General features: G+C 58.2%; 29 protein-coding genes and 3 pseudogenes. 10 read left to right on the forward strand and 22 right to left on the reverse strand.

Going from position 1 to position 23450, the window contains the following annotated elements; genetic code table 11:
* Positions 1-25: 25 nt before the first annotated feature.
* Entirely contained in the window at positions 26-550 is a 525-nt protein-coding gene (locus GQ59_RS15460) for a ShlB/FhaC/HecB family hemolysin secretion/activation protein (RefSeq protein ID WP_341872394.1), read from the reverse strand.
* A 430-nt stretch (positions 551-980) separates the two neighbouring features.
* The gene (locus GQ59_RS15465; protein WP_084683182.1) at positions 981-2042 is read right to left on the reverse strand and encodes an SMP-30/gluconolactonase/LRE family protein; all 1062 of its coding nucleotides are present in this window, start codon (positions 2040-2042) and stop codon (positions 981-983) included.
* 163 nt (positions 2043-2205) lie between these two features.
* On the opposite strand from GQ59_RS15465, the gene GQ59_RS31195 reads away from it, so the two are divergent.
* A complete protein-coding gene (locus tag GQ59_RS31195; protein ID WP_084683183.1) occupies positions 2206-3135 on the forward strand; it encodes a LysR family transcriptional regulator in 930 nt (309 codons plus the stop codon).
* A gap of 229 nt (positions 3136-3364) precedes the next feature.
* Here GQ59_RS31195 and GQ59_RS31895 read toward each other — a convergent pair whose 3' ends face one another.
* Positions 3365-3604, reverse strand: coding sequence for a hypothetical protein (locus GQ59_RS31895; protein WP_152564341.1), 240 nt, complete (start codon positions 3602-3604; stop codon positions 3365-3367).
* 103 nt (positions 3605-3707) lie between these two features.
* On the reverse strand, positions 3708-4019 hold the full coding sequence (locus GQ59_RS15480; RefSeq protein WP_432762588.1) for a hypothetical protein: 312 nt from the start codon (positions 4017-4019) through the stop codon (positions 3708-3710).
* Between the two features lie 162 nt (positions 4020-4181).
* On the opposite strand from GQ59_RS15480, the gene GQ59_RS15485 reads away from it, so the two are divergent.
* Positions 4182-4436, forward strand: a complete 255-nt coding sequence (locus GQ59_RS15485) for a type II toxin-antitoxin system Phd/YefM family antitoxin (protein ID WP_037082708.1) — start codon at positions 4182-4184, stop codon at positions 4434-4436.
* Complete coding sequence (locus GQ59_RS15490) at positions 4436-4837, forward strand: type II toxin-antitoxin system VapC family toxin (protein ID WP_037082710.1); 402 nt, start codon at positions 4436-4438, stop codon at positions 4835-4837. Before GQ59_RS15485 ends, GQ59_RS15490 begins: the two co-directional genes overlap by 1 nt.
* A gap of 49 nt (positions 4838-4886) precedes the next feature.
* On the opposite strand, the pseudogene GQ59_RS15495 reads toward GQ59_RS15490, so the two are convergent.
* From GQ59_RS15495 to GQ59_RS15505, 4 genes and pseudogenes are all read right to left on the reverse strand, one after another.
* Positions 4887-5252 (reverse strand): annotated as a pseudogene (locus GQ59_RS15495) (ATP-binding cassette domain-containing protein); the annotation flags it as partial.
* Positions 5243-5473, reverse strand: coding sequence for an aldehyde dehydrogenase family protein (locus GQ59_RS33595; RefSeq protein WP_432762589.1), 231 nt, complete (start codon positions 5471-5473; stop codon positions 5243-5245). The pseudogene GQ59_RS15495 and the gene GQ59_RS33595, both read right to left, overlap by 10 nt.
* Positions 5457-6053 (reverse strand): annotated as a pseudogene (locus GQ59_RS15500) (aldehyde dehydrogenase family protein); the annotation flags it as partial. The gene GQ59_RS33595 and the pseudogene GQ59_RS15500, both read right to left, overlap by 17 nt.
* Positions 6054-6086: 33 nt before the next feature.
* Positions 6087-6665, reverse strand: a complete 579-nt coding sequence (locus tag GQ59_RS15505) for a flavodoxin family protein (RefSeq protein WP_037082712.1) — start codon at positions 6663-6665, stop codon at positions 6087-6089.
* A 146-nt stretch (positions 6666-6811) separates the two neighbouring features.
* Here GQ59_RS15505 and GQ59_RS15510 point away from each other — a divergent pair, with 146 nt between their 5' ends.
* Positions 6812-7723, forward strand: a complete 912-nt coding sequence (locus GQ59_RS15510; protein WP_037082714.1) for a LysR family transcriptional regulator — start codon at positions 6812-6814, stop codon at positions 7721-7723.
* A gap of 192 nt (positions 7724-7915) precedes the next feature.
* Here the strand turns inward: GQ59_RS15510 and GQ59_RS15515 are convergent, their stop codons facing one another.
* From GQ59_RS15515 to GQ59_RS15545, 7 genes are all read right to left on the reverse strand, one after another.
* Positions 7916-8503, reverse strand: a complete 588-nt coding sequence (locus GQ59_RS15515; protein WP_037082716.1) for a DUF308 domain-containing protein — start codon at positions 8501-8503, stop codon at positions 7916-7918.
* A 49-nt stretch (positions 8504-8552) separates the two neighbouring features.
* Positions 8553-8882, reverse strand: coding sequence for a hypothetical protein (locus GQ59_RS15520; RefSeq protein WP_037082717.1), 330 nt, complete (start codon positions 8880-8882; stop codon positions 8553-8555).
* 33 nt (positions 8883-8915) lie between these two features.
* Positions 8916-9692, reverse strand: coding sequence for a molybdopterin-binding protein (locus GQ59_RS15525; RefSeq protein WP_037082719.1), 777 nt, complete (start codon positions 9690-9692; stop codon positions 8916-8918).
* Positions 9689-10543, reverse strand: coding sequence for a cytochrome b/b6 domain-containing protein (locus GQ59_RS15530; RefSeq protein ID WP_037082721.1), 855 nt, complete (start codon positions 10541-10543; stop codon positions 9689-9691). Before GQ59_RS15530 ends, GQ59_RS15525 begins: the two co-directional genes overlap by 4 nt.
* A gap of 110 nt (positions 10544-10653) precedes the next feature.
* Positions 10654-11280 (reverse strand): hypothetical protein, encoded by a 627-nt coding sequence (locus GQ59_RS15535; protein ID WP_037082722.1) that lies wholly within the window; start codon positions 11278-11280, stop codon positions 10654-10656.
* A gap of 67 nt (positions 11281-11347) precedes the next feature.
* A complete protein-coding gene (locus GQ59_RS15540; protein ID WP_037082724.1) occupies positions 11348-11938 on the reverse strand; it encodes a TetR/AcrR family transcriptional regulator in 591 nt (196 codons plus the stop codon).
* A 57-nt stretch (positions 11939-11995) separates the two neighbouring features.
* Positions 11996-12823, reverse strand: a complete 828-nt coding sequence (locus GQ59_RS15545; protein ID WP_037082726.1) for an oxidoreductase — start codon at positions 12821-12823, stop codon at positions 11996-11998.
* Between the two features lie 91 nt (positions 12824-12914).
* Between GQ59_RS15545 and GQ59_RS15550 the strand changes: the two genes are divergently transcribed.
* On the forward strand, positions 12915-13826 hold the full coding sequence (locus tag GQ59_RS15550; RefSeq protein WP_051903982.1) for an AraC family transcriptional regulator: 912 nt from the start codon (positions 12915-12917) through the stop codon (positions 13824-13826).
* A gap of 48 nt (positions 13827-13874) precedes the next feature.
* Here GQ59_RS15550 and GQ59_RS15555 read toward each other — a convergent pair whose 3' ends face one another.
* From GQ59_RS15555 to GQ59_RS15575, 5 genes are all read right to left on the reverse strand, one after another.
* Positions 13875-14564 carry an aspartate/glutamate racemase family protein gene (locus GQ59_RS15555; protein ID WP_037082729.1) on the reverse strand — a complete coding sequence of 230 codons (690 nt, stop codon included), beginning with the start codon at positions 14562-14564 and terminating at the stop codon, positions 13875-13877.
* Positions 14565-14630: 66 nt separating this feature from the next.
* On the reverse strand, positions 14631-15614 hold the full coding sequence (locus GQ59_RS15560) for an aldo/keto reductase (protein ID WP_037082732.1): 984 nt from the start codon (positions 15612-15614) through the stop codon (positions 14631-14633).
* A 64-nt stretch (positions 15615-15678) separates the two neighbouring features.
* A complete protein-coding gene (locus tag GQ59_RS15565; RefSeq protein WP_037082735.1) occupies positions 15679-16434 on the reverse strand; it encodes an SDR family oxidoreductase in 756 nt (251 codons plus the stop codon).
* Positions 16435-16563: 129 nt separating this feature from the next.
* The gene (locus GQ59_RS15570; protein WP_037082737.1) at positions 16564-17982 is read right to left on the reverse strand and encodes an MFS transporter; all 1419 of its coding nucleotides are present in this window, start codon (positions 17980-17982) and stop codon (positions 16564-16566) included.
* Positions 17983-18065: 83 nt separating this feature from the next.
* The gene (locus GQ59_RS15575; protein WP_037083130.1) at positions 18066-18599 is read right to left on the reverse strand and encodes a TetR/AcrR family transcriptional regulator; all 534 of its coding nucleotides are present in this window, start codon (positions 18597-18599) and stop codon (positions 18066-18068) included.
* A 211-nt stretch (positions 18600-18810) separates the two neighbouring features.
* Between GQ59_RS15575 and GQ59_RS15580 the strand changes: the two genes are divergently transcribed.
* A complete protein-coding gene (locus GQ59_RS15580; protein WP_037082739.1) occupies positions 18811-19200 on the forward strand; it encodes a RidA family protein in 390 nt (129 codons plus the stop codon).
* Between the two features lie 169 nt (positions 19201-19369).
* Here GQ59_RS15580 and GQ59_RS15585 read toward each other — a convergent pair whose 3' ends face one another.
* Positions 19370-20284, reverse strand: coding sequence for a LysR family transcriptional regulator (locus GQ59_RS15585; RefSeq protein ID WP_037082741.1), 915 nt, complete (start codon positions 20282-20284; stop codon positions 19370-19372).
* Positions 20285-20400: 116 nt separating this feature from the next.
* On the opposite strand from GQ59_RS15585, the gene GQ59_RS15590 reads away from it, so the two are divergent.
* The gene (locus GQ59_RS15590; protein ID WP_037082743.1) at positions 20401-20937 is read left to right on the forward strand and encodes a hypothetical protein; all 537 of its coding nucleotides are present in this window, start codon (positions 20401-20403) and stop codon (positions 20935-20937) included.
* A gap of 157 nt (positions 20938-21094) precedes the next feature.
* On the opposite strand, the pseudogene GQ59_RS31200 reads toward GQ59_RS15590, so the two are convergent.
* Positions 21095-21431, reverse strand: a pseudogene (locus GQ59_RS31200) (hypothetical protein); the annotation flags it as partial.
* A gap of 182 nt (positions 21432-21613) precedes the next feature.
* Between GQ59_RS31200 and GQ59_RS15600 the strand changes: the two are divergent.
* From GQ59_RS15600 to GQ59_RS15610, 3 genes are read left to right on the forward strand one after another with little or no spacing between them, the layout of a single operon-like run.
* Complete coding sequence (locus GQ59_RS15600; protein ID WP_037083133.1) at positions 21614-21871, forward strand: type II toxin-antitoxin system VapB family antitoxin; 258 nt, start codon at positions 21614-21616, stop codon at positions 21869-21871.
* On the forward strand, positions 21868-22272 hold the full coding sequence (locus GQ59_RS15605; protein ID WP_037082747.1) for a type II toxin-antitoxin system VapC family toxin: 405 nt from the start codon (positions 21868-21870) through the stop codon (positions 22270-22272). The genes GQ59_RS15600 and GQ59_RS15605 overlap by 4 nt, the downstream gene beginning before the upstream one ends.
* Positions 22269-23414, forward strand: coding sequence for a site-specific integrase (locus GQ59_RS15610; RefSeq protein ID WP_037082750.1), 1146 nt, complete (start codon positions 22269-22271; stop codon positions 23412-23414). The genes GQ59_RS15605 and GQ59_RS15610 overlap by 4 nt, the downstream gene beginning before the upstream one ends.
* Positions 23415-23450 lie beyond the last annotated feature (36 nt).

Raw genomic sequence — 23450 nt, forward strand, 5'->3', positions numbered from 1 at the left:
AACCCTAAACACTCCCGGCACCCTATCAGAAGATACGGCCGATCACCCGGGCGAACACCGTATAATCCGGGCTGCTAGGCACCGGATCACCGACCGGTACGCCGAGCGTCGCTTCCAGCGTCAGGCGCTGGTTATAGGAATAGGAAACGCCGGCACCGACGCCGGTGAGGCTGATCTTCGACGGGCTGATGGAATAGACCGCGCCATTGTCGACGAAGGTGAACAGATCGACCACGCCGAAATCGCCGTTGAAGCTCTTGTGCAACTCGAGATTGGCATAATAACCGCTGCCGCCGCCGACCGAATTGCCGTATCCGCGCACCGTGGTTGCGCCGCCGATCTGGAACAGCTGGTCGCCCGTCACCAGCGGCTTCGACGAAACCTGCCAGGCACCGAAACCCTGCAGCGCGAAATCTTCCGGCAGCACGGCGGAAAAGGACGCGGTACCGTTGAAGAACTCCGCTTCGTCGAGGGCTTCGGTGACCTTGATATCCGTCCGCCCGTAGGAATAGGACGGCGCGAAGGCGAACGGGCCGGGTGACGCGACTATGCGTGTTGGCGGCGCTCCACGGTTTCATCCTGATGTCGCTACGGCGAAGATGGTCAATAGCAGTCGAACGATCCATACCGTATTGTCCGGCCTTCTTTTGCAATAATACGGATGTGCTGCCTTGGACACCTTATCTGACATTCTTCCCTGTAAGGTCAAAGACTGCGATCAGTGCAGGTCTCGTCTTGGTCGCCAGAGCAGTTGCCTGGGTCGGCTTTAACCGCGATGCAAGGTGCTGAACCCCTACGAGATCTACGGCGCGCATTGGCGAAGCCGCGATCCGAGGCGATGAAGCTCCCGCACAGTTTCAACAAGGCGGAGATGGTCAGCGCCAAGCTTGCTCGTTTAGCGGGCCAGCACAGCATAATGCCGAAGGCTCTCATTCGTTACACTATGAAAGCGACGGTGCGAGCTGTACCGGCAGACGATATTATCGTGCCCGTCCAGGTATCTTGGTCTCGATGCGATAGAGCGCTTTGGTCGCGGTAATGTAGAGCCAGGTCCGGTCACCTTCGGATGCCAGTGCAATATTGGTTACCGCGCTGACATCGGGAACAGGAACGAAAGCGATCTCCTTTCCATCCGGGTTGTAGACCCGAACGCCACGACGACTGGCTGCGGAGACTGCAGCATAGATGTTCCCAGCCGAATCCACCGCAATGCCGTCAGGGCCGGTCTCTTTTCCGTAGTCGACAAGAACTCGTTGATTACTGGCACTACCGTCGGCTGCCAAGTCGTAGGCCAGCAGTCGCATCGCTCCATTCGTCTGCGGAACTCGGTCGATGCGCCAGTCACTCATCAGTGGATCCAGTTCAGCCACGTAAAGGGTCTTCTGATCCGGCGATAGTGCAATGCCGTTTGGTCGAGCAATGTCTGCTAGAATAAGATGGACCGAACCATCATCGTCAATGCGATATACGCCCGACACGGGCTGTTCCATCGTCTCATAACCGAAATAACGCGGGTCGGTGAAATAGATGCGTCCCTCATCGTCGATATCCAGGTCATTGGGAGCGTTGAAGGGGCGGCCTTTGTAAAGGCCGGCGAGGATAGTGGAGCGCCCGGTCTTTGCGTCGGTTCGGATGACACTTCGACCGCCGAAGTCTGCGCCTTCAGTCACCACCATGTTTCCGTTATGGTCGAACTTGATCCCGGCCGCCATGCCGCTTGGCGACCGGAAAAGCGTGGTCCGACTTGTGACAGGATCGTAGACCCAGATATTGCCGGCCTCCATGCCGGTGGCAAAAGTCATGGTCAGGTCGCAGAAGTAGATCTTGCCGTCCGGGCCGACTGCTGGGCCCTCTGTCCAGTACCCGCCATCAAATAGCTTCTCAAGCTCGGCTCCAGAGGCAACAACGGGACCCGTGACAAGCGGGGCCGCCTTTGACTCGGCTACGGGCGATAACGTCGCTGTCGTTGCAATGATGATAGCGGCGCCAGCAATGGCGAGCCATCGCGGCTTTGCACTCAAAGATCTTTTTAGGCAGGTCACTTAATCACTCCAAGGTTCAAGACGGATGCATGGGCCATCAGGACGGGCCACGAGCACGATAGCGCTCTTCCCAAGCACGAAAAACCACGTGCAACGCCGCACATACCTGCATAGAATGCAGCAATAGGCATCGCAAAGCAGCAACTTGAAGGGAGTTTGTCGTATGGAGCTGGATCAAGGTCGCGCGGCCGAATATTCAGCACTGCTAGCCGTTGCTCGAACATGCTCGTTCAACGCGGCAGGTCTGGCTCTTGCACGTCACCCAACAATTGTCTCGAAGCGCATCGCCGCGCTCGAACGACGGCTCGGCGTGCGCCTCCTTGAGAGGACGACGCGACGGGTGCGGCTGACGGACGTTGGTGCGCGCCTGACCGAGCGCCTGGAAAGCGCCGCCGCCGCCATCTTCGAAGCGGAGCAAGAAGCTGCAGCCGGTGGATCCGAACTGCGCGGGCGGCTGCGTCTTGCTTTCCCGGCTGCCATGGGACGGCATTGGCTGGCACCTGCATTGCCGGATTTCGCCCGCCAGTACCCCGGGCTCGATATCGAGGTCGACTATGCCGAGCGCTTCGTCGACTTGGTCGGTGAGGGCTTCGACGCGGCGGTCCGCCTTGGAACACTTGGCGACAGCCGGTTGATTGCTCGGAAGCTCGCAGATCATCAGATAGTGCTTGGCGCATCTCCGAGCTATCTTGAGCGGCGCGGAACTCCCTGCCATCCCAGGGATCTCGCAGCTCACAATCTGCTGCGCTACACGGGGCCGGTGTCATCCCCTGAATGGAAGTTGCGGAAAGGCAGTCTAAGCGAGACGATCCTACCTGATGGAAACTATCGGTCGAACGACATTGGTGCGTTGCTCGAAGCGGCAAGACAGGGCATCGGCATCGCCGCTTTCGGAGACTGGTCGATGTCAGAAGATTTCAAAAGAGGCACATTAGTTCACGCGCTACCGGATTGGCGGTTTCTTGCAAACGAGGGAATTTATCTTGTCCGGCCATCCAAGGAGTTCGCGCCGGCGCGAACAGAAGCATTCGTCCGGTGGATAACATCATTGTTTTCGAACGGCGTGCCATGGCGCCGCCTAGCGCCGGAATGATTGCGAGCAGTGTGATGACGCGCCTTGAAGTGACCGGAACCAACGACGGTTGCTTCTGCATGGACGCCGCACGCCCGGTGTCAGTCCCTGTGCCGTAGTGGAACAACTAGACTTCGGCCATTGGGAGCCTCCCGGTAGGACGCCGCGCGCGCTCGGGCAATTTACAGCGCCAAAACTACGTCAGCAAGAACGTGGACCGTCAAAGGACCCGCCTGCATCTCCCTGATTCTCATTCCGCTGAAGCATCGGGGACCTGATCATAGAGAGTTTCGTGCGGGTTGATCTTAGGGCGCGAGGGAGACGATGGCACCGGTTGCAGCCGCAGCGCGTTGCTCCCGCTCCATGACGATCCTTCCCCTATAAACTGATGATGGATGGCGCTGACCGCTGACAACGTCCAGATCACCGTCGACGGCAGGACGGCCACGATCAGTTTCGCCGACAGCACGGAAGATTCGATCACGGTCAATCTGCGATCCGAGACCTTGACCGTGGCATTTGCGGACGGGACGACGCGGGAGTTGGTGAGCGAGGCCCGTTTGTGGATCCCGTCGCGCTCCCGCGATAAGCATCTACCTGGAGCGGGAACTGCGGTACTCTAACGCGGCATAGGCTAACGCAAAAATAGCCAGAGCCGCTCCTATCGTGATCGGACCAGCGGCAAGCGAATAGTGCTCAAGCGCCGCCTGCTTCTGGGTGTCAGAAAACATCGGCGCGCGAGCTACAGAACGAACGCGCAGTTCGCGGTGCTGCTCGTATTCGCGGTACCAATTCCCTAGCGCATTCTTGGTCGGATAACCCAACTGGCGGATCGTCGCCTTAACTCGCTTACCGAGCTTGATATACAGCTCGACCGCCCGAATTGTGTCTGCATGGGCATACATGAACTACCTCTTGGTGGTCCAAGTTTTCGTCCGCATCCCCGGCGTCGATTTGGTTTCCACATCGAACAAACCAGCCCTTCCCGGATCAAAAGGGCGCTTTTCATCGCCGCCGATTGAGAATATATGTATAGCTAGACAGACTAGCCAGATTGGAGCGGAAGGATGGAGTGGCAGCTACAGGATGCTAAGAACCAGTTTTCGAAAGTGGTTCAGAAGGCCCGCCATGAAGGGCCGCAGGAAATCACCGTCCGCGGCGAACGAACCGCCGTCGTTCTGTCCGCCCGCGATTATGATGCGTTGCGCGCCGGGCAGCCGACCTTTGTTGACGCTCTACTTGACGGGCCGGTCTGGGACGATGAACTCGTAGAGGCAGTCGAAACGCGCAGCCAAACCCCTAGCCGAGACGTGGCTTTCTGATGTACCTCGTTGACACCAACATTGTTTCCGAAGCACGGCGCGGCACACCAGAGGCCGTATCATGGTTGCGTTCAGTCAATCCCCTGAGTGTTCATCTGAGTGCCCTGACTTTGGGAGAAATTATGCGCGGCATTGCACTGAAGCAGAAATCCGATCCGCGGTCGGCAGCCCATCTGACGGAATGGTTACGCAAGCTGCGCCATGATCACATCGATCGCATCCTACCCGTCACCGACGAAATTTCCGTCGAATGGGGGCGTATCGCCGCGATCCGCCCGCGTGGTGATATAGATGGGTTAATCGCTGCTACCGCGATCGTCCACGATCTGATCCTTGTCACCCGCAACGTCAAGGATTTCGAAGACACGGACGCTACGGTGATCAACCCATGGGAGAAGTAGGCAGCTTGAACGACGCCACACCGACCCACGAGACGTCCGGCCTCGTGTTCGCAATGATTTCGTCGCAGAATCTGACCGCCATGTTGACGTCGTGCAGCACGAGCAGAACGCCAAGGCCCCTCGTATGGCTCAGCCCCTGGACCAGCGACAGAACCTCGATCTGGTGAGCGATGTCCAAGGCCGAGATCGGCTCGTCCAGCAGCAGGCATTCCGCGTCCTGAGCGACAAGCATTGCCAGCCAGACCCTCTGGCGCTCACCGCCCGAGAGGGTCTCGACGAGGCGGTCCGCCATGCCCACGACATCCGTCAGGGTCATTGCCTCGTCAACCTTCTCCCGATCGGTCTTGCTGAACCGGCCGAGCGCGCCATGCCACGGGTAGCGCCCGAGCGCCACCAATTCCTTGACTAGCAAGCCGCATCTGCCAGAACGATGCACGGCGCCTTGCCGCCCAGTTCGAGCACGGCCCGCTTAAGATAGGTCCCGGCCTTTTTCGCAATGATACGGCCGATCCGCGTCGATCCGGTAAAGTGAACGCGGCGCACGCTCGGATGGGCGATCAAGGCCTCCACGACCTGGCCCGCGCTCTCGGGGGCGTTGGTGATGAGGGTTGACCACGCCAGCCGGGAAACCGGCATCGACAAAGCATTCCGTCACCAGGCCGTGCGTCCGGGGTGTCTGCTCCGACGCCTTGATGACGACTGTATTGCCGAGAACGAGTGCGGCCGGCACCGACGCGCCGACGAGCAGTGCCGGAGCGTTCCAGGGCACGATACTGACGACGACCCCCACAGGCTTGCGGATGACAATCATCGTTCGCGACGGATTTTCAGACGGGATGACCTCACCGGTCAAACCCTGGTAGCTGCCGTCTGCAGCAAAACGGAGCTTTTCCGCCAGGACCTTGACGTTGTATTTCCTCCAGGCGGCGGGTCCTCCCATCTCTGTCGTGATGGCTTCTATTATATCTGAGGCGCGCGCCTCGACGGCGTCGGCCGCAGCCAACAGATATTGCCGACGTTTGCTCGGAGGCAACGAAGCCCAGCTCCCGAAGGCGTCCTGCGCTGCGTCCACAGCACGTTGGACATCGACGGCGGTCGCAGCCGAAGCGCGCGTGGCCACGCCTCCGGTGAAAGGGTTCGCAGATTCGTAGGTCTTGCCGCTTTCGGAAGGCACCCAGTGCCCGCCGATATAGAGGTTCTGCTCACCAATAGACATTGGTCGATCCTTCGGTAACTGATCCGTTGGTGCTCAGGCCGTCTGAACCGTTGCAAATCGGCTGGCGATTTCGGCAACGCGGACGCCGTAAAGCCGGGCTGTCTCAAGATCGCCTTGCGACATTTCGCCTGGGGCCGCATCTGCGTCGGACTGTGCCATTGGCGCGATGTACGAGCCCATTCTGTTCAGATCGTCACGTTTGGATGCCTTGACGTTTGCAGGCTTCATGGCGAGGCTGACCCACACGCCACCGTGCTGGCCTGCCAGGAGGACGAAGTATTGCAGGGTGTTGAGCTTGTCGCCGTTGATACTGGCGCTGTTGGTAAAGCCGCCAAATACCTTGTTCTTCCACTTTTCACCGAACCACGGCTTTGAAGAGGTGTCGGCAAATTTTTTAAACTGCCAGCTAGGGCCGCCCATGTAGGTTGGTGACCCGAAGATGATGGCATCGGCATCATCGAGAGCGTCCCACGCGTCTTGCGAGATGTTGCCTTCGGCATCGATCGCAATCAGCAACGCGGATGCGCCCTCGGCGACTACCTCTGCGAGCCGTTTCGTGTGTCCGTAGCCGGAGTGGTAAACGACGGCGGTCTTGGTGCTTGATTGGGTCATTGTATGTCCTTAGCGCTTGGGCGTTCCGTCGTATCGACAGAGCATTGTTCGTGCCCAGGCCAAAACTACTGTTTTGCCAATCGATGACAAACCACGCTATAAGGAACAGATTGTTCTTCCAAACCGATCCAATCGGGACGTGTTAAATGCATGACCTTGAGCCAGTCCTCATCTTCATCCGGGTTGCCGAGATGGGGAGCTTTACCCGCGCGGCGGATAGCCTGGGCATACAGAAGGGGCGCGCCTCCACCGCCGTTCGCAAGCTCGAAGAGGATGTCGGCGTTCGATTGCTGCACCGGACGACGCGAAGTGTGCAACTCACGGAAGACGGACGGGCCTACCATGCGCGCGCGCGCGACCTGCTTGCCAACGTAGACGAACTACAATCGATGTTTGCGAAAGATAGCGTTGCGCTCAAAGGCCGCCTGCGGGTCGATCTGCCGACAGAACTCGCGCGTACGACGATCATACCAGCCCTGCCGGAATTCATGGCTTCCCATCAAGAGCTGGAGCTGGAGATATCGAGCACGGATCGGCAGGTCGATCTTGTTCAGGAGGGCTTCGACTGCGTTCTCCGGATCGGACCGATCGGGGATGAGACGCTGATCGCCCGTCGGCTCGGCCGGCTGCGCATGGTGAATGCGGCGAGCCCACTCTACCTGGCAAGCCATGGTATCCCTCGAACTCTGGAAGACCTGAAACTGCAGACGCACCGTGTAATCCACTACAGCAGGATACTCGGCGCCAAGCCTTATGGTTGGGAGTATCCGGACGGGAGTGGCGGAGATTTTGCGACGCTTCCGCTTCCCGGCGCGCTGCATGTCAACAGTGTGCAGACTTACGAGGCTGCCGGTCTCGCAGGCATGGGACTGATCCAGGCAGCCTATTCCGGGATACGCCAGCACCTGGAAAGCGGAGCACTCGTTGAAGTCCTGCCGGATTTCCGTCCTGAGCCGCTGGACGTGTCGCTTGTGGTCGCGCATCGCCACAACCTGTCACGCCGTGTCCGAGCATTCATGGGATGGATCGAAGAGGTGCTCCGGCCTTATCTGGAATAGCTTGAGTGCGGGTCGGACGCTTGACGTTGCTGGTCTTGAAGAGAATCGAACCCGCGATCTACTCCTGCACTAACCAATTGATAGCGCTCTTATTGCTCGATTTGCGAATGTGAGTTGCCATTAGAATCCTGCGCCGTTCGTCATAAGCCAGGATTGAAGCAAGCTGCCGTTTAACAAGAGCTCCACAGGAGTCTAATGTTCTGCTTCACTCATACCACGACGCGACAGACTCATACTCAACCATATTGCCGAAACAAGAAAATAGAATGCTCCGAAGCCCGCATATCCGGCGACCGTGGAGATCGAAGGTTCCTCCGGCATTTGCGCTTGGTACATGAAGACAGCGCCTGCCAGAGCGGACTGGCCGCCGCTCAAGATCATCGCCCACTGACCTCCACTCGTTTTCCAACGCCGGAGGGCAGTTCCAAGCTGCAGCAACCCTGAAAAAATTGCCCATAGGCCGAATGCGCTAAGAACCCAGTTCATGCTCGTCGTCAACGCGATGATCACGGCAATTGTCATGATCGAGCTTGCAGTGACATTGATCGCCTGGCTGCGGTTGACCGCCAAGCCACCGCTCCTGGCCGCGTCAATAACGTTCGCGGCGGCGTCCCAAGCCGGATAGGCGATCAGGAGTGCGGCAGCTATCGCAAATGATTGCTGCCCTATGGTCAAGGCAGCTGTGACCCACAACAACGAGAACGCCGCACGCGTGAAGTAATATTGCTTGAGCCATTGCTCGTTGCCGCTCGCGGCAAGGGAGGTCTGATTGTTTGCCATTGTTCTTTTCCACTTTCTTGAATGATGAGATTTTGTAAAGCGAGGTCGATCAGAAGAAACCGACCTGTTTGCCAAATGCAGTATTCTCGTCCCACTCAAATCGACCAATTCGATCGCTTTCGCCGGAGAGTTTCGCAGCTGGCTTCTCTAAGAGCTCGACGTTATGTGCGCTGTCGTGCGACGGAGTCACTAAATCAATGCCGTGATCGCTCTCCAAGCGAATGCGCTTTTCGAATGCCTCGTTGATCTCCCCCTGTCGCTTTGCGACCCATCGGCCGTCGGGATCAGAGAGGATCGAGTTGGTTTGGCCGATCTCAACCGGTGGCGAAGAAGCGGTCGCGGAGATAGGCATTACTTTTTGAACTTGGCGTCTGCTCATGACTGTGATCCCGTGGTTTGCTGTTTGATTGCCTCAGATGCCGGCGTACCATTCGTAACCGCGGTCTTCCCAATAGCCGCCGTTCCCACCCCACAGGCCGGCGAAACTATCGACCAGTTCGATGCGCATGATGTACTTGGCCTGCTTGTAGCCCAGTTGCCGCTCGACCCTGAGACGCAAGGGGGCGCCGTGGCCGACGCTGAGGTCCTGACCGTTCATCTGGTAGGCAAGGATGGTTTGTGGATGAACCGCATCGATGAGATCAATGCTCTCGTAATAGCGGCCGCTGCCATCGAGCGTCTTTTCAAGTTCGTCGGCACAATGCAGCACGACATAACGCGCCGTCGCCTTCAGCCCAGTCAGCCGCAGCAAGCTGGCGAGAGGAACGCCCGTCCATTTGCCGATGGCGCTCCATCCCTCGACACAGTCATGACGGGTGATCTGCGTGCGCGCCGGGAGCGCCTTCAGATCTGCGAGCGAAAACTCTCGCGGACGCTCAACAAGGCCGTCAATTTTCAATCGCCAAGCGGAAAAATTACCTTCAGCCAATTCAACATATTCGTCGCTGTCGGGAGCGATCGTTCCATTGACGCGAAACGACGGAGAAATATCCTTCTCATCAAACTCACGGGCCAGAGCATCACGCCCCTGAAGCAGTCTCTGCGCCTTCAGCGTCAGGTGCTCGGCTGAACGGAGAACATTGGCGACGTCTGCGTTTTGGTCCAGCAAATCACATCCGGAAAGGGTCAAGGCGCTAGCGCCAAGTGTGCCGCCAATCAGAAAGCGGCGTCGAGTAAAGAGCTTGCTCATGATTTCGGGCCTTTTTCCTGGATCGCATAGCGTCCGGTGATCATCGAGCGGATGTTGTTCCAGGTCCCGGAAAGGACGACCATTGCCACATGGACGATGACGAAGATGACAAGCGCTGACGCTGTGATGAAATGGATGGTGCGCGCGGACTGGCGTCCGCCAAATACATCGACCAATGCGGGAAGAGCGGCATCCACCCCGGGTGACATGGTCAGACCCGTCAGGACCATGAGAGGCAGCAGAATAACAATGACCGCCAGATAGGTCAGTTTCTGAAGTGCATTGTAATGCCTGGCCTCCTCCCCTTCGGGGAAGCGGAGACGAGCATGGTCGAGAACCTCGCGGCCGAGGTGGCGAGGCGAGAGTTCGTTCACCTTCGGCGCCAGGTCTCGCTTGAAATGTCCGCTCAGCAGGCTGAATCCCAGGTAGAGAATACCATTGATCACAAACAGCCAGGCGAAGAAGAAATGCCAGCGACGCCCAGCCGCGAGATCCTGGAACGAGGGAATTGTCGCCCAGGACGGGAAAGCTCGCGCAGTCGGCTCCCCATCAACATTGGAAACACCCAAGACGCCGGTTGTAGGGATCTGTAGCCCTGCGACACGCAAGAAGCCGCTTGGGAAGCCTGCATCATCGTCGGAGCCGATTGTCAGGACAGCGGGGTCGCCGTCCGCGCCAAAATGACCCCAATAAAGCTCCGGGTGGGCATTGAAGATCTGCAGCCCGCTCAAAAGAAGGAAGCTCAGGCAAAGCACATTCAGCCAGTGCGTGAGCCGGGTTACAACGGAGTGGCGGCGGATGAAGATCGTCCGAGGATACTGAACATTGTCATTGGAAGCGTTTGCGCTCATCTCAACGTCTTTCATCTGTGGCATTTTACGGCTGAAGATCAAGCAGCGTCGATCTGTAGTCGCTGGCCGAAGCAGTAAGGCGGCTGCTCCGGCCAGTGACGGCGTGGTCTTCACATGGGGGGAACCACGCCATTCTTGCCGACCACCACCTGGTGGGCGATCGGGCCGGTTGCAGCCTTTTCGGCGGTGATGAAGACAATAGCGCCAGGAACGAGATCATCCTTGGTGGCTCCAGCGATGGTCACGACAGGTGTCCCATCCGGAATGGCGATCTTCTTTTCCTTGCCATGATAGGTCACGGTGACAGTACGGCCATCGACGCCTTTAACGGCATCTGCGACCGTCGCATTGGTCATGCTGCTGTCGGGCTTCAGATCCCAACCGTAGCTACCCTCGCCTGTGCCCTTCATTGTCGGCGGGAAAATGAGGACCTCAAGCGCTCCGTCGCCGCCGTCGGCCCTTGGCAAGGATGCGATACCCACGAAATCGCCCGGCTTGATATCTGTGACCTTGGCATCCGCGACCCCAGCCACCTTCCAGTCGTCGGCAAGCGCGATATCGATTGTCTCGCCTTCGCGCGTCTTCACTTTGAGCGTTGAACCCTGGTAGTCGACGATGCTGCCGCGGACATGGATCGGCGCGGCTTTCTTATCTTCGGCAGATGCGGGTGCCGAAATGACGGTTACAGAAAAGACGCTGGCCAGCCCGAAGGCAAAAGCGGGGAAAGCATTTTTCATTTTAATCTTCCTACTAGTTGGTAGATTTGATGGACGCGATTTACCTGAGCAGGCTAGCCACGCAGGATTAGTGAGAGACAGTCAGCTTAAGGCGGTTGAGAGCAGGTGAAAGTATCGTCGAAAAGACCTCCGGTTTCCCGTAGGCTCTCGCCGAGAGCATCGCCCCATATACCGTCGCCAGAAACGCTTCGGCTTCGACATGCGGTTCGCTCGTGAGATTGAGCGTCCCGCTTTTGTAGCCACGTTCCATGACCGTCGTCAGCCACGATGAAATGAAGCGAAAGAAATTCGTCACCTCGGTTGCGACTTCCGGCGGAAGGGATGGCAGTTCACTGGCAAGCAAGGCGCAAACACAATAGGGCCTGCTCGCATCCTCGATGCATTTGGCCCAGTGGTTCGCATAGACTTTGAGGATGTCCAATTCGTCTGGAACGTTCTGTTCGAGAGTGACAACGCTCGCCTGCCCGTCTTCCCGGTAACGCTTGACCAGCTCACGCACCAGATCGACCTTGCTGGGGAAGTGGTGGTGGATGCTGGCCTTGCGGATGCCGACCACTTCCGAGATATCTGCATAGCTGAACCCGTTGTAACCCCCACTCATGATGAGGTTGCGCGCAGAGGCCAGGATTTCGTCGGAAGTATTCGAAAGGTTGCTCATGGAATCTGTCTACCTTCTAGTAGGCAGATCGTCAATAGCAAAAAGCTCGTCTTGCTTCTAACCGTCTGTGGAGACCGTAAGAGCTTTCCACGATGCGAGTTCCTGCTGCAAACGCTCGATCCGCGCCGTCACGTGGCTGAGGGCATCGCTGCCAAGAAGGAGCTGCGGCGGAGGATTGTCCGATCCAATGAGAGTAAGCACAGCGGCGGCCAGTTTTTGGGGATCACCGAGCTGCTTGCCGCTTACGGCCTGACGCGCCTCGCGAATCGGATCGAACAGGCTGTCGTAATCCGCAATCGACCTGTCTGTGCGGACCATCGAACGCCCAGCCCAGTCTGTCCGGAATGAGCCAGGGCAAAGCGTTGTCACGTGAACTCCAAACGGCGCCATTTCCGAGCGCATGACCTCGGAAATGCCCTGAAGAGCGAACTTGCTGCCGCAGTAATATGCGATGCCGGGCATGGTGATCATACCGCCCATCGACGTGACGTTCACGATAAAGCCACGGCGGCGCTCACGGAACCTCGGAAGAAATGCCTTGGCCACAGCGACGGCGCCGAACACGTTCACATCAAACTGACGTTGCATCTCTTCAAGTGGCGATTCCTCGAGCACGCCTTCGTGACCGTATCCGGCATTGTTGATCAGCACGTCGACTGGCCCGTGTTCGTCCTCCGCTTGCTGGACGACGTCAGGGATGCGGTCGAAATCTGTGACGTCGCAGAGGACCGGGCGCAGTTGCGGGAGGCTCTTTGCCAGCGCTTCGCGCGAGGCTTCGGAGCGGACGGTCCCGATGACGGTGTGACCGGCTTCCATTGCGGCGGTGGCGATCGCCAATCCAAAGCCCGAGTTCGCCCCTGTTATGAAAAACGTTTTGCTCGACATTTCTGAAACTCCTTGATTAACCGTGGATGACAGATAATCTGAAGGCCAGCTGAACTCGATTGCGGATTCTCTAATTGGCTTGACTAATCCTATGATTTTTGAAGAACAGTCCGTCGCACATGACCGCCTTGTCGCCGTGGCCGAACAACTGGCTCCTCGCCTCGGTTACAATCAGACCGGGATCAGTTGTCTCCGTATCCTGCGCACTGAAGCGGTACTAGATGACGTTCCGGTTCTCTATAAGCCGGGGGCAGTGTTCGTTTTGCAGGGGAGCAAGCAAGGCATCCTGGAAGGCGAAGTCTACCTCTATGACGAGGACCATTATCTCGCTGTTTCGGTACCCGTTCCATTCCGGATGACTTCAAAGGCAAGTCCACAACGGCCATTACTTGCCGTCTATCTGGAGTTCGATATGCGGATGGCGGCCGAGATTGCTCTGCAGGTGGAAGAACTCGCAGGTCCCTCAGGCGCCAAACCGCGAGGGCTGCTCTCGAGCAAAATGGATCGCAATATCGGAGACGTCCTGTATCGCCTGCTGACTGTACTCGGCAACCCGGTCGATGTCGCCGTGCTCGGGAATTCCATCCTTCGTGAACTGCATTACCGGGTCATGTCAGGGCCGCAGGGTGACGCGGTGATCGCGGCCCTTCAGCGCAAAGGAACCTCGGGAAAACTGGTCGAGAGCGTGACGTGGCTACGGGAGAATTACGCTACCGAAATCGCCGTGGCGGATCTGGCCAAAGAGGTGGGCATGAGCGTTCCTTCCTATCACGTCCATTTCAAAAAGCTGACCGGCTCAAGTCCGATGCAATATGTAAAGGCGATGCGGCTCCATGAGGCCCGACTTATGATCGCCAGCCAGAGCGGGACCATTGCAGACGTAGCTGCGTCGGTGGGCTATGTCAGCCCTGCACAATTCAGCCGCGATTTTAGAAGGCATTTTGGACGCACCGCGTCGGAAGAGGCCAAGTGGGTCCACCATCATCTTGGTGAGCAGGGCTAACCGATGCTCTCGCATGCTCCCGCAAACCAGTCGCCCATGGGCAGCATGTCACTGCAAAGCAGCTCGAAGGGCGGCTTCACAGTGAACCAGGGTCGTATCGAAGACGGGGACGCCGACATTACCCTGATTCAACAGCATCCCTACCTCGGTACAGCCTAGGATAAGACAATCACTGCCTTGATCAATCAGTCCCTGCGCAATCCGTTCATACGTCAAGCGACTTTCCTCGCGAACCACATCGCGACACAACTCGTCATAGATGATGCGGTGAGTTTCCGCTCGATCATCGGCGTCAGGAACTGTTGGTGACAGTCCTCGCGCGGTCAGCCGGTCGGTGTAGAAATTCTGTTCCATAGTGAAGGCGGTCGCCATCAGGCCCGGCCTGCGGAAACCTCCGTCCAGGATGGCGGTCGCAGTTGCATCCGCGATGTGTACGAACGGGATCGAGACCCCGCTCAGGATCTTGTCCGCCACCTTATGCATGGTATTGGTCGCCATGATAAGCAAGTCGGCACCTCCGCGCTCCAGAGCAATGGCTTTTTCATTGAGGATATCTGCCGCCGCGTCCCACTCGGAGGATGCCTGTAACTTTTCGATTTCGTCGAAGTCGACCGATCGTATGAGCAGCTCGGGAGAATGAAGTCCTCCAAGGCGCTCGCGCGTCAGCCTGCAGAGTTCCCGATAATAAATCTGGGTCGAGGCCGCGGACATTCCGCCAAGTATACCGATTGTCTTCAAATGCTTTCTCCATATTCACGTGTTTCAGCCTGTTGCCGCCAGATCAGTCGAACCAACACTCTGTCGTCAGGAAAACCCGACGACAGAGTGGGGAATGTAGTTGATCTCAAGAGCTTGTATTTCAGCGTCGGTGAGCCTGATGGAAAGCGCGGCGACGGCGTCGTCCAAGTGCTGCAACTTGGTTGCGCCGATGATGGGTGCGGTGATCTCGGATTTAGATAGAACCCATGCCAGCGCAATCTGTGCTCTGGGCACTTCCCTCTCCTGCGCAATCCTGGCAACCGCCTCCGCCACGCGTCTGTCGGCGTCCTCAGTGGTGCGGGTGTAAAGGCCCTTTCCGATCTCGTCAGTTTCGGAGCGATCGCTCTGCGCGCTCCAATCGCGGGTCAGACGGCCACGTGCGAGCGGGCTCCACGGGATAACGCCAATACCCTCGGCTTTGCAAAGCGGGAGCATCTCTCTCTCCTCTTCACGATACAGCAGGTTCAGGTGGTTCTGCATGGATACGAACCGTGACCATCCGTTCGCCTGCGAGACAGCGAGCATTTTCGAGAACTGCCACGCGTACATCGACGACGCACCGATGTAGCGGGCTTTGCCCGCCTTTACGACGTCATGCAACGCTTCCAGCGTTTCCTCGATCGGCGTGTGGTGGTCGAAGCGGTGGATCTGGTAGAGATCGACATAGTCAGTCCCCAACCGCTTCAGGCTGGCATCGATCTGCGAAAGAATAGCTTTTCGCGACAGGCCGGCCCCATTTGGTCCGGGCTTAATCCGACCGTTGACCTTTGTGGCGATGACCACGTCGTCTCTCGTCGAGTAGTCCCCTATCGCGCGGCCGAGGATTTCTTCGCTCGTTCCATCCGAGTAGACGTTGGCGGTATCGAAGAAGTTGATCCCCAATTCGATTGCTTTGCGGATAAAGGGGCGGCTTTGTTCTTCCGTTAGCGTCCAGGGGTGGCTTCCACGATCGGGCTCGCCATAGCTCATGCACCCAAGGCAGAGCCGGGAAACCTCAAGGCCCGTATTTCCAAGGCGCGTATATTCCATGTCTATCTCCAATTTCGCGGCGAGAACCTGGCTTGCCAATCGCAGGTCCCGCCTTGCCTAAAGTTCAAGCGCTTATGCCGCCATCGACGAGAATGCCCGAGCCGGTGATATAGCCAGCGCCTGGCCCCGCAAGGAACGCAACGGCCTCTGCGACCTCTCGGGTCCGACCGTATCGGGCAATCGACAGGCTCGGCAAGATCGCAGGTGCTAGAGCGCCATGGGCCGGGTTCATGTCGGTGTCGATCGGGCCAGGCCGGACCAGATTGACGGTAATTTCCCGCGGACCCAGCTCACGCGCGAGACCACGCGTAAAACTTTCCAGAGCGGATTTGGTCGCTGCATAGACCGCAATTCCTGCGAAAGGGACAGCCAGGCCTGCATTGCTGCCGGTGCTGATGATGCGGCCTCCGTCCGGGATGTGCTTCAACGCTGCCTGAGTGATCAAAAAGACACCGCGCACATTAACATTCAGTTGAAGATCGATCTCGTCCAGTGGCTGTGAGGAGAACTCACCTGCAAACAGGACGCCGGCATTGTTGACTAGGATGTCGAGGCCGCCGAGGTCAGCTACAGTCCGCTCAACCGCGGCTTTAGCAGCCTCCGGGCTCGCGGCATCAGCTTGAATGGCAATGGCTTTGCGGCCCATCACTCGGATCTCGGCTGCGAGGGCTTCGGCCTTTTCCGCCGACCTCTCATAGGTGATCGCGACGTCGGCACCATCTTCGGCCAGTTTTAAAGCGATGGCCGCACCGATACCGCGTGCCGCACCGGTCACCAGCGCGCGCCTTCCCGCAAGCGGAGGAGTGGGAATGTTGTTCATGGGGTTACCTCAAAATGTTGCAATTCGATCGGCAGAGAAATGGATTGTCCGAGGGGGGGGCCGACTGAGAGAGGGAATGGTCACACCGTCAACGGACGAGCCGATGGCTAGGCTTCTCAACGTTCGCACTCATCGGTGGACTTCTTTGTTCGATGGAAGGCCGGCAGAAAGCCAGCCTGCAATGATGAGACAAAGACCAATCGCGACGGCTGCGACGCTGTAGGCATGGCCGATGGATCTCTCATCGGATGCTGAACCCAGGATTGAGAAAAACAATCCGCCGATAAGCGCTGTTGCCAAAGCGCCGCCTATCTGAAGCATCGAATTGACCAGGCCTGAGGCCAAACCCGACCGCGCCGGGTCAACCCGCTGAACGACAGTCTTCACCAGGTTTGGGAGCGCAATTCCCTGACCGGCGCCAACAAAGAACAGGGCAACGAATAGGAACTCTGGTGCCCCGAAAGAGATCAGGGCCGCGGTCCCGAACAATCCAGCCGCTTCCAGGGTCATGCCTGCGGCGGCAGAATACCTACCGAAGACGCGCAGGATGCTCCCGCTCGCGAATGGTCCCAAAACGAACCCGAGGGCCGCGGGAAGGATTGCAACTCCAGCCTCGAAAGGCGTGCGGCCAAGGCCGCCCTGTTGGTAGACCGAAAATGTCAGCCAGAAAGCCGCAAAGGCATAGAAGAACAGGGCTGAGAGCAGCCCGCGCTTCAATCCCGTTACCTGGAGCAGCCGAGGTTCGACAATCGGATCTCCCCCCGCGGCCCCCACCCTTTGCTCGTAGCGCCAAAACAGCAGAAGAAGTGGCAGGGAAGCCGATAGCATCAAGATCGACCAGATCGGCCACCCTTGTTCACGGCCCTCAATGAGCGGCGAGATCAGCGCAAACAACGCAACTGCGATCAGCATCGCTCCACCCATATCCAGCTTCCTCGCATGCTCCGATCGGGTCTCGCGCAACATTACCAGCGCGGCCGGCGCGGCTATTGCGATCACGGGAAGGTTGATGAGGAAAATGGCTCTCCATCCAAGACCAAAGACATCCAGTGCAATCAGCGCCCCACCGAGAAACAGGCCAGCCATTGATGCCACCCCGAATGTCAGCGCATAAAAGCTGAGTGCCTTCGACTTTTCGTGGTCGGGAAAAATTGCATTGATTGACGCCAAAGCTTGCGGCGCCATGATTGCTGCCGCAAACCCCTGGAGGATCCTGCTGGCGATCAGGACCGAGGGGGACCAGGCAAAGCCGCACAAGGCAGAGGCGGCGGCGAACGCGACCATTCCAGCCAGAAAGACGTTTCGTCGACCATAAAGGTCGCCAAGCCTGCCACCGGTGATCAGCATGACTGCGTAGGTGGTGGCATAGCCTGAAATAATCAGCTGCATCGTCGAGGCGGAGGCCTGAAAGTCCTCCCGGATAGAGGGCAGCGCCACATTGACGATGAAGAAATCCAGCGGAGGCAGAAAAGCTCCGGTCAACAAGATGGCCAATGCCGTCCACCTGCGCGGATCAAGACTTTGCTTGGCGTCATGGGATTGTATCAACGTTCTCTCCATATCGAGAATCGAAACCGCAGAAGCGAGTTACAAAAGGCGTGAATTCGGAACTTAATAGTTCCTAATTAAAGTCAGTCGAGCGGCTTCAGCGCGAAGTCGACCATCGCCCTGGTGTCCTCGCGATCCGCTCCTGTTTTCCCTAGAACTCTCATTCCTTGGATCTGACACACGAGGAACCTCGCCAGAGTTCGCTCGTCCAGCCCAGGATCAATCTCACCAAGGGCTTGAGCTCTTATGATGGCAGCCGCATAAAGATCCTGCAGTCGCCTAAACAGTCGTGCAATTCGAGCGGAAACCTCTTCGTCCGCGGGAAGCATTTCGACGGCCGACAATACGACAAAGCAACCGCGCAGGCCCTCTTTGCCTGAAGAATCCTCAACCTGCCGCGAAAAGGCTTCTCGAATTGCCGCTTTTGGCGACGGGTTAGTATGCAGGATTTCGCCAAGCTTACGAATGGCATCTTCGATATAGACATCAAGCGCGCGGAGATAGACGCCCCGCTTGTCCACGAACGCCTTGTAAAAACTACCTCTCGATAGCTCCATGCCTTCGAGCAGGTCGGGCAAAGACGCATCGTGATATCCACGGTCCCAGAACACGCCCATCGCCTTGCGTACTGCGTCGTCGAGTTCGAATTCGCGAGGGCGTCCAACGGACGGGGATGTCTGACTGCGTTTAACCATGGAGACAATATGGAACCGTTCGGTTTCTATTGCAAGTCATATTCTCTCGCATTAGGTAATCGCTCGTGGTTTCCAAGGCGGCGCCGCCCTTCCCTACCGGGGCCGCCCATATTTAACAGGAAAGTTCAGGCCAATGGGTCGAGAAGTCATTATTCCGGAGGAAATGCGCGAAATCGTCGCCCGCGCAGGATATGCCCCAGCGGTTAAGGTTGGCGATACGATCTACGTCGTCGGGCAAGTCGGCCGCACGAGGGACTTGCAGGTGATTGAGGACCCGCGAGAACAGTTCAGGGCCATATGGGAGAACCTCCGCATCGTCCTTGAGGCCGCAGACTGCACCTTCGACGACGTGGTGGAGATGACTAGCTATCATGTGGAGATGTCGAAGCACATGGATATTTTCCGGATGGCAAAGAACGAAGTCTTTCCAAAAGGAACCTACGCATGGACTCGCATCGGCGTATCCGAACTCGCACATCCTGGCTTGCTTGCGGAGGTGAAATGCGTCGCGGTGAAGCGATAGCGGTTAGGTTCACACCGATCGGCGAGCGGGCAATGCGCTCTCGATCGGAGAGCGTTACCGCATGGAACGGGGTCCCAAGCTCTTGACGGGAAACGGACCGTCACTCGACAAGTTGTGGGACCACTGACTTCCTAAGCATTTGATTTGCCGACCGTTGCTATTCCCCACTTCAACTCCACCTCGGCGGTGCGCCGACATGCGCCTTGAGTGCTTCCGTAAACGCCCTGACCTTGGCGGACGGCACCTCCAGGGCGCGCAGGAGATAGATGCCTGACGATCGCTCGTTCCACCGCTCGCCACGTAGTTTCAGCCGGATGAGATCGCCTGCCTGGGTGGAGGGGCCCGAAACCCAGCTTGGCAAAAAGGCCACTCCCATCCCGGAGATCGCAGCGCTGTTTAACGCCTCAAAATCATCGGACCGGAAAGCCACTTGCTTGCAGGCTTCGCCGGCGGAGCTTCCGAGAATGTCAGACCATCCGAGCAGATCATTTCCATGCAGCTTGTCGAGAAGGCGATGATGGCGGAGCGCAGTCTCGTCTTCCGGCTCGCCATGCTGTTCGACATAGCCACGGCTTGCAACGAGGATACGGTCAAGCGGAGCAAGCTTCGTGGCAATCAGGGAGCTGTCCGCAAGCTCCCCCATCCTCACCACGAGGTCGAGCCGTTCGGCCACGGGATCAGCCAGCCGCTCGGTAAGATCCAGCTCGACATGCAGGCCCGGGTGTTCCTGCGCTAGCGATACGAGAACAGGAATGACATAGCGTTTCCCGAAGGTTGGGAAACAAGCGATGCGGAGCGTGCCGCTGACCGCACTATCGAAGGCGGAAACTTCGGCATGGGTATCGGCCAGGTCATCGAGCAGGCGCTGGGCGCGCTCAAACAGGTGACGGCCCGCGTCCGTCAATGACAACGCCCGTGTCGAGCGAACAAGGAGAGCAACACCCAGGTCCTGCTCGAGCGCATCGATCTGTCGAACGACAGCCGAAGGCGTCACAGCCCTACGCCGAGAGGCAGCTGAGAAGCTCCCAGTGCGGACCACGTCGACATAAACAGCGAGATGTTCAGCGAACCGTGGGTCTCTCATCTTTGCCTACAGCGCAAAACCGTTTCGACCATTCAGTTCGTTATCATCTGCGGGCATCCGGAGCACTTTCCTTCTCGTCAACGGGCGGTCGCCCAACAAACAGAAGGAACACACCAATGGTCAAGGTCCTAGACACAATTCTCTCCCAGTCCGCCTATTCCGCAGAGATCGACGTTCCGCTCGAAAAGATCGACATTGCCGACTGGCTCTTCACCCTGCCGGAAGCCGAATACCTACGCTGCTGCCCGCCTGATCACATTGCAGCCGGCGTCACATGGACCGACGACGGTCGTCGCATGTCGATCAATGTTGAGCAGATCGGCTCGGGCCTCGTCGTGCAGCATTATGTGGCCGAGGTCGCCGAGCCTGCCTACTGCCGCATGAACTCGATCTCCGATGTGTTCACAGCCAATGGCCGGACTCAGGTCAATGTCGTTTGGGAACTGATTGCCGAGAAGATCGACGATGGCAGGACCCGCTATACCAACAAGGTTACCGCCCACCCGACGGATATGTTCATGGCTTTCCTCAGCGAGCACAGCATCAAGTTCGAAGATGCTGCGGCAGACCGTCAGGCAGCAGGCGGCGACCACAACAGTCGTGAAACCCCTCTCTTTGCTGCAAGCATCGCCTGCCGGGCCCTTTCCAAGTAAGGAGATATCCAAATGAAGGCGATCATCTTCGATGACTTCGGAGGCGCGGATGTTCTGCGCCTCGCCGATGCACCCATGCCCGAATTGCGCCCAGACGATCTTCTGATCAAAGTCATGGCGGCTGGCGTCAACCGCGCCGATCTTCTTCAACGCGAAGGCGTCTACCCTCTGCCGACAACACCCAATCTGGTGCGTGCGATACAATGCGCCGGCGGGTGCGCAGCACGTCGCGGGCGATTGTCAGTTCATGGGTGGGTGTGCGAATATCCCGCGTGGCGTCATGGAGGACGAGGTCGTCGAGATGGACCAGGTCACCGTCGATCCACAGCGAGGCGCAGGCGTCGGTGAATTGGCTGCGCCTCGATAAAGCCTTGCCCGACCGGCGAGCGGGCGATGCGTTCGTCCAAGCGCGCAAGCGCGATGCCGGCGTCGAAAGCCGGTCGCATTAGGGCGCTCATGCTGATTTTCGCGAGATCGTAAGTCATTGAAATCATGGTAAATGATTTGCTAAACGAATGCTATCTCGGAGTTATCATTCTTCACTCCTTATGATGCACTAGGCCACGCCTAGCCATCGATAAGTACCTATTATCGATGGTTAGCCATCTAAGCCTAGTTGTTTGCTATCTCACTTCGTAATCGCTATGTTTGGACGGCAATTCCGATGAGGAACGCCATGTCTGAACCGCAGCTATCTATCCGCAGCAGCAAGGCCCGCGATCTTGCTCACGCGCTTGCCCGCCGAACCGGCCAGCCAATCAACCGGCTCGTTGAGCTGGCGTTGGAGCATTATGACCAGGAGCTGCGTAGCGACAAGACCCGTTATCCAATGGACGCCGTTTGGGACCTGGCGGCCGAGGATCGGCGCAACATTCCAGCCGGCGCCACGTCCGCCCACGATGAGTTCTACGATGAGAACGGCCTACCGATGTGATCGCAGTCGACACTTCGGTCATCATTGCCATATCTATGAATGAGCCGGAAGCCGCCACGTTCAGACCGCTGATGGGGCGCGAGCCTGTCATCATCGGTTGGCCCACCTTGTTCGAAGTGCGGATGGTCCTGACTGGCAAAGGTTTTGCCAGCTCAGCAAAAATGATCAGGCAGCTCGCCGAAACGCCGAATGTCTCGACCGTCGCTTTCGACGAGAAGCATTATCGTGCGGCCGAAGACGCTTTCGAGAGGTTCGGCCGGGGGCGCCATCCAGCTGCCCTCAACATCGGTGACTGCTTTTCCTACGCCGTTGCCTCGATTGCCAAGGCGCCATTGCTATGCAAGGGGCGTGATTTCAGCCAGACGGATCTGAAGCTACATCCGGCCTCGTCAACAACATGACTAGCAGTGGCCGAGGCCCGGTCGACCGGCGCGCTCATGAACTCGACACCATCGCGGCCGTTCTGCCACTGGAGCGGCGTGACGAGCTCGCTGAACTGCTCACTGACCAAGACGTCGAGACGCTCCGGCACCTGGTCAACGAGGGCATGGGTGACAACACGCTGCGTGCACTGACCTCCGACCTCGCCTATCTGCAGGCCTGGTCGCTGGCGGCAACAGGCAAGTCACTGCCCTGGCCGGCCCCGGAAGCTCTACTGTTGAAATTCGTGGCCCATCATTTGTGGGATCCGCAAAAACGCGCCGAGAACCCGGATCACGGCATGCCGGCAGACGTCGAGCAAAATCTTCGCGGTCAGGGTTTCTTAAAGGCCATCGGCCCACACGCACCAAATACAGTGCGGCGTCGCCTGGCCAGCTGGTCGACGCTGACCAAATGGCGTGGGCTCGACGGCGCCTTCGCCTCCCCTGCCCTCAAATCAGCCATTCGGCTGGCAATCCGAGCCGCGCCAAGACAACGTCTCCGCAAAAGCGCCAAGGCCGTCACCGGTGACGTGCTGGCTAAATTGCTGGCGACCTGCGCGACCGACAGTCTGCGCGATCTCCGCGACCGGGCGATCCTGATGGTCGCCTTTGCCTCCGGCGGTCGCCGGCGGAGCGAGATCGCCGGACTGCGCCGCGAGCAGCTAACCGTGGAGGCTTCGATTCCGGACGAAGGCGGGAGCCCCCTCCCCTCTCTCGCCATCCATCTCGGTCGCACCAAAACCAGCAGCGGCGAGCAGGACGAGATCGTCTATCTGACTGGCCGGCCGGTGGAGGCGCTGAAGGCCTGGATGACGGCGGCGAAAATCGAGAGCGGGAGCGTGTTCCGGGGGATCGGGCGTTGGGGGACTGTGTCGCGGCACGCACTTGATCCGCAGTCTGTCAATGCCATCCTCAAGCAGCGGGCGGAGATGGCTGGGCTGGATAGTTCTGATTTCTCAGCCCATGGGCTTCGCTCAGGGTATCTCACGGAAGCCGCCAATCGCGGCATTCCGCTCCCCGAGGCTATGGAGCAGTCACGGCATCGCTCGGTGCAGCAAGCATCCAGCTACCACAACAACGCCACACGGCGCAGCGGTAGGGCAGCCCGGCTCATCCCATGAGTCAGAAAATCCTTGCAATTCTGGAATACAGATCCA

The sequence above is a fragment of the Neorhizobium vignae genome (assembly GCF_000732195.1).
In the GTDB taxonomy this organism is placed as follows: domain Bacteria; phylum Pseudomonadota; class Alphaproteobacteria; order Rhizobiales; family Rhizobiaceae; genus Neorhizobium; species Neorhizobium vignae.

Excerpts from the sequence above, each read along its gene's own strand:
- GQ59_RS31195 (WP_084683183.1), top strand. The coding sequence starts at position 2,206 with ATGGAGCTGGATCAAGGTCGCGCGGCCGAATATTCAGCACTGCTAGCC.
- GQ59_RS15480 (WP_432762588.1), bottom strand. The coding sequence starts at position 4,019 with ATGTATGCCCATGCAGACACAATTCGGGCGGTCGAGCTGTATATCAAG.
- GQ59_RS15485 (WP_037082708.1), top strand. The coding sequence starts at position 4,182 with ATGGAGTGGCAGCTACAGGATGCTAAGAACCAGTTTTCGAAAGTGGTT.
- GQ59_RS15490 (WP_037082710.1), top strand. The coding sequence starts at position 4,436 with ATGTACCTCGTTGACACCAACATTGTTTCCGAAGCACGGCGCGGCACA.
- GQ59_RS33595 (WP_432762589.1), bottom strand. The coding sequence starts at position 5,473 with ATGCCGGTTTCCCGGCTGGCGTGGTCAACCCTCATCACCAACGCCCCC.
- GQ59_RS15505 (WP_037082712.1), bottom strand. The coding sequence starts at position 6,665 with ATGACCCAATCAAGCACCAAGACCGCCGTCGTTTACCACTCCGGCTAC.
- GQ59_RS15510 (WP_037082714.1), top strand. The coding sequence starts at position 6,812 with ATGCATGACCTTGAGCCAGTCCTCATCTTCATCCGGGTTGCCGAGATG.
- GQ59_RS15515 (WP_037082716.1), bottom strand. The coding sequence starts at position 8,503 with ATGGCAAACAATCAGACCTCCCTTGCCGCGAGCGGCAACGAGCAATGG.
- GQ59_RS15520 (WP_037082717.1), bottom strand. The coding sequence starts at position 8,882 with ATGAGCAGACGCCAAGTTCAAAAAGTAATGCCTATCTCCGCGACCGCT.
- GQ59_RS15525 (WP_037082719.1), bottom strand. The coding sequence starts at position 9,692 with ATGAGCAAGCTCTTTACTCGACGCCGCTTTCTGATTGGCGGCACACTT.
- GQ59_RS15530 (WP_037082721.1), bottom strand. The coding sequence starts at position 10,543 with ATGAGCGCAAACGCTTCCAATGACAATGTTCAGTATCCTCGGACGATC.
- GQ59_RS15535 (WP_037082722.1), bottom strand. The coding sequence starts at position 11,280 with ATGAAAAATGCTTTCCCCGCTTTTGCCTTCGGGCTGGCCAGCGTCTTT.
- GQ59_RS15540 (WP_037082724.1), bottom strand. The coding sequence starts at position 11,938 with ATGAGCAACCTTTCGAATACTTCCGACGAAATCCTGGCCTCTGCGCGC.
- GQ59_RS15545 (WP_037082726.1), bottom strand. The coding sequence starts at position 12,823 with ATGTCGAGCAAAACGTTTTTCATAACAGGGGCGAACTCGGGCTTTGGA.
- GQ59_RS15550 (WP_051903982.1), top strand. The coding sequence starts at position 12,915 with ATGATTTTTGAAGAACAGTCCGTCGCACATGACCGCCTTGTCGCCGTG.
- GQ59_RS15560 (WP_037082732.1), bottom strand. The coding sequence starts at position 15,614 with ATGGAATATACGCGCCTTGGAAATACGGGCCTTGAGGTTTCCCGGCTC.
- GQ59_RS15565 (WP_037082735.1), bottom strand. The coding sequence starts at position 16,434 with ATGAACAACATTCCCACTCCTCCGCTTGCGGGAAGGCGCGCGCTGGTG.
- GQ59_RS15575 (WP_037083130.1), bottom strand. The coding sequence starts at position 18,599 with ATGGGCGTGTTCTGGGACCGTGGATATCACGATGCGTCTTTGCCCGAC.
- GQ59_RS15580 (WP_037082739.1), top strand. The coding sequence starts at position 18,811 with ATGGGTCGAGAAGTCATTATTCCGGAGGAAATGCGCGAAATCGTCGCC.
- GQ59_RS15585 (WP_037082741.1), bottom strand. The coding sequence starts at position 20,284 with ATGAGAGACCCACGGTTCGCTGAACATCTCGCTGTTTATGTCGACGTG.
- GQ59_RS15590 (WP_037082743.1), top strand. The coding sequence starts at position 20,401 with ATGGTCAAGGTCCTAGACACAATTCTCTCCCAGTCCGCCTATTCCGCA.
- GQ59_RS15600 (WP_037083133.1), top strand. The coding sequence starts at position 21,614 with ATGTCTGAACCGCAGCTATCTATCCGCAGCAGCAAGGCCCGCGATCTT.
- GQ59_RS15610 (WP_037082750.1), top strand. The coding sequence starts at position 22,269 with ATGACTAGCAGTGGCCGAGGCCCGGTCGACCGGCGCGCTCATGAACTC.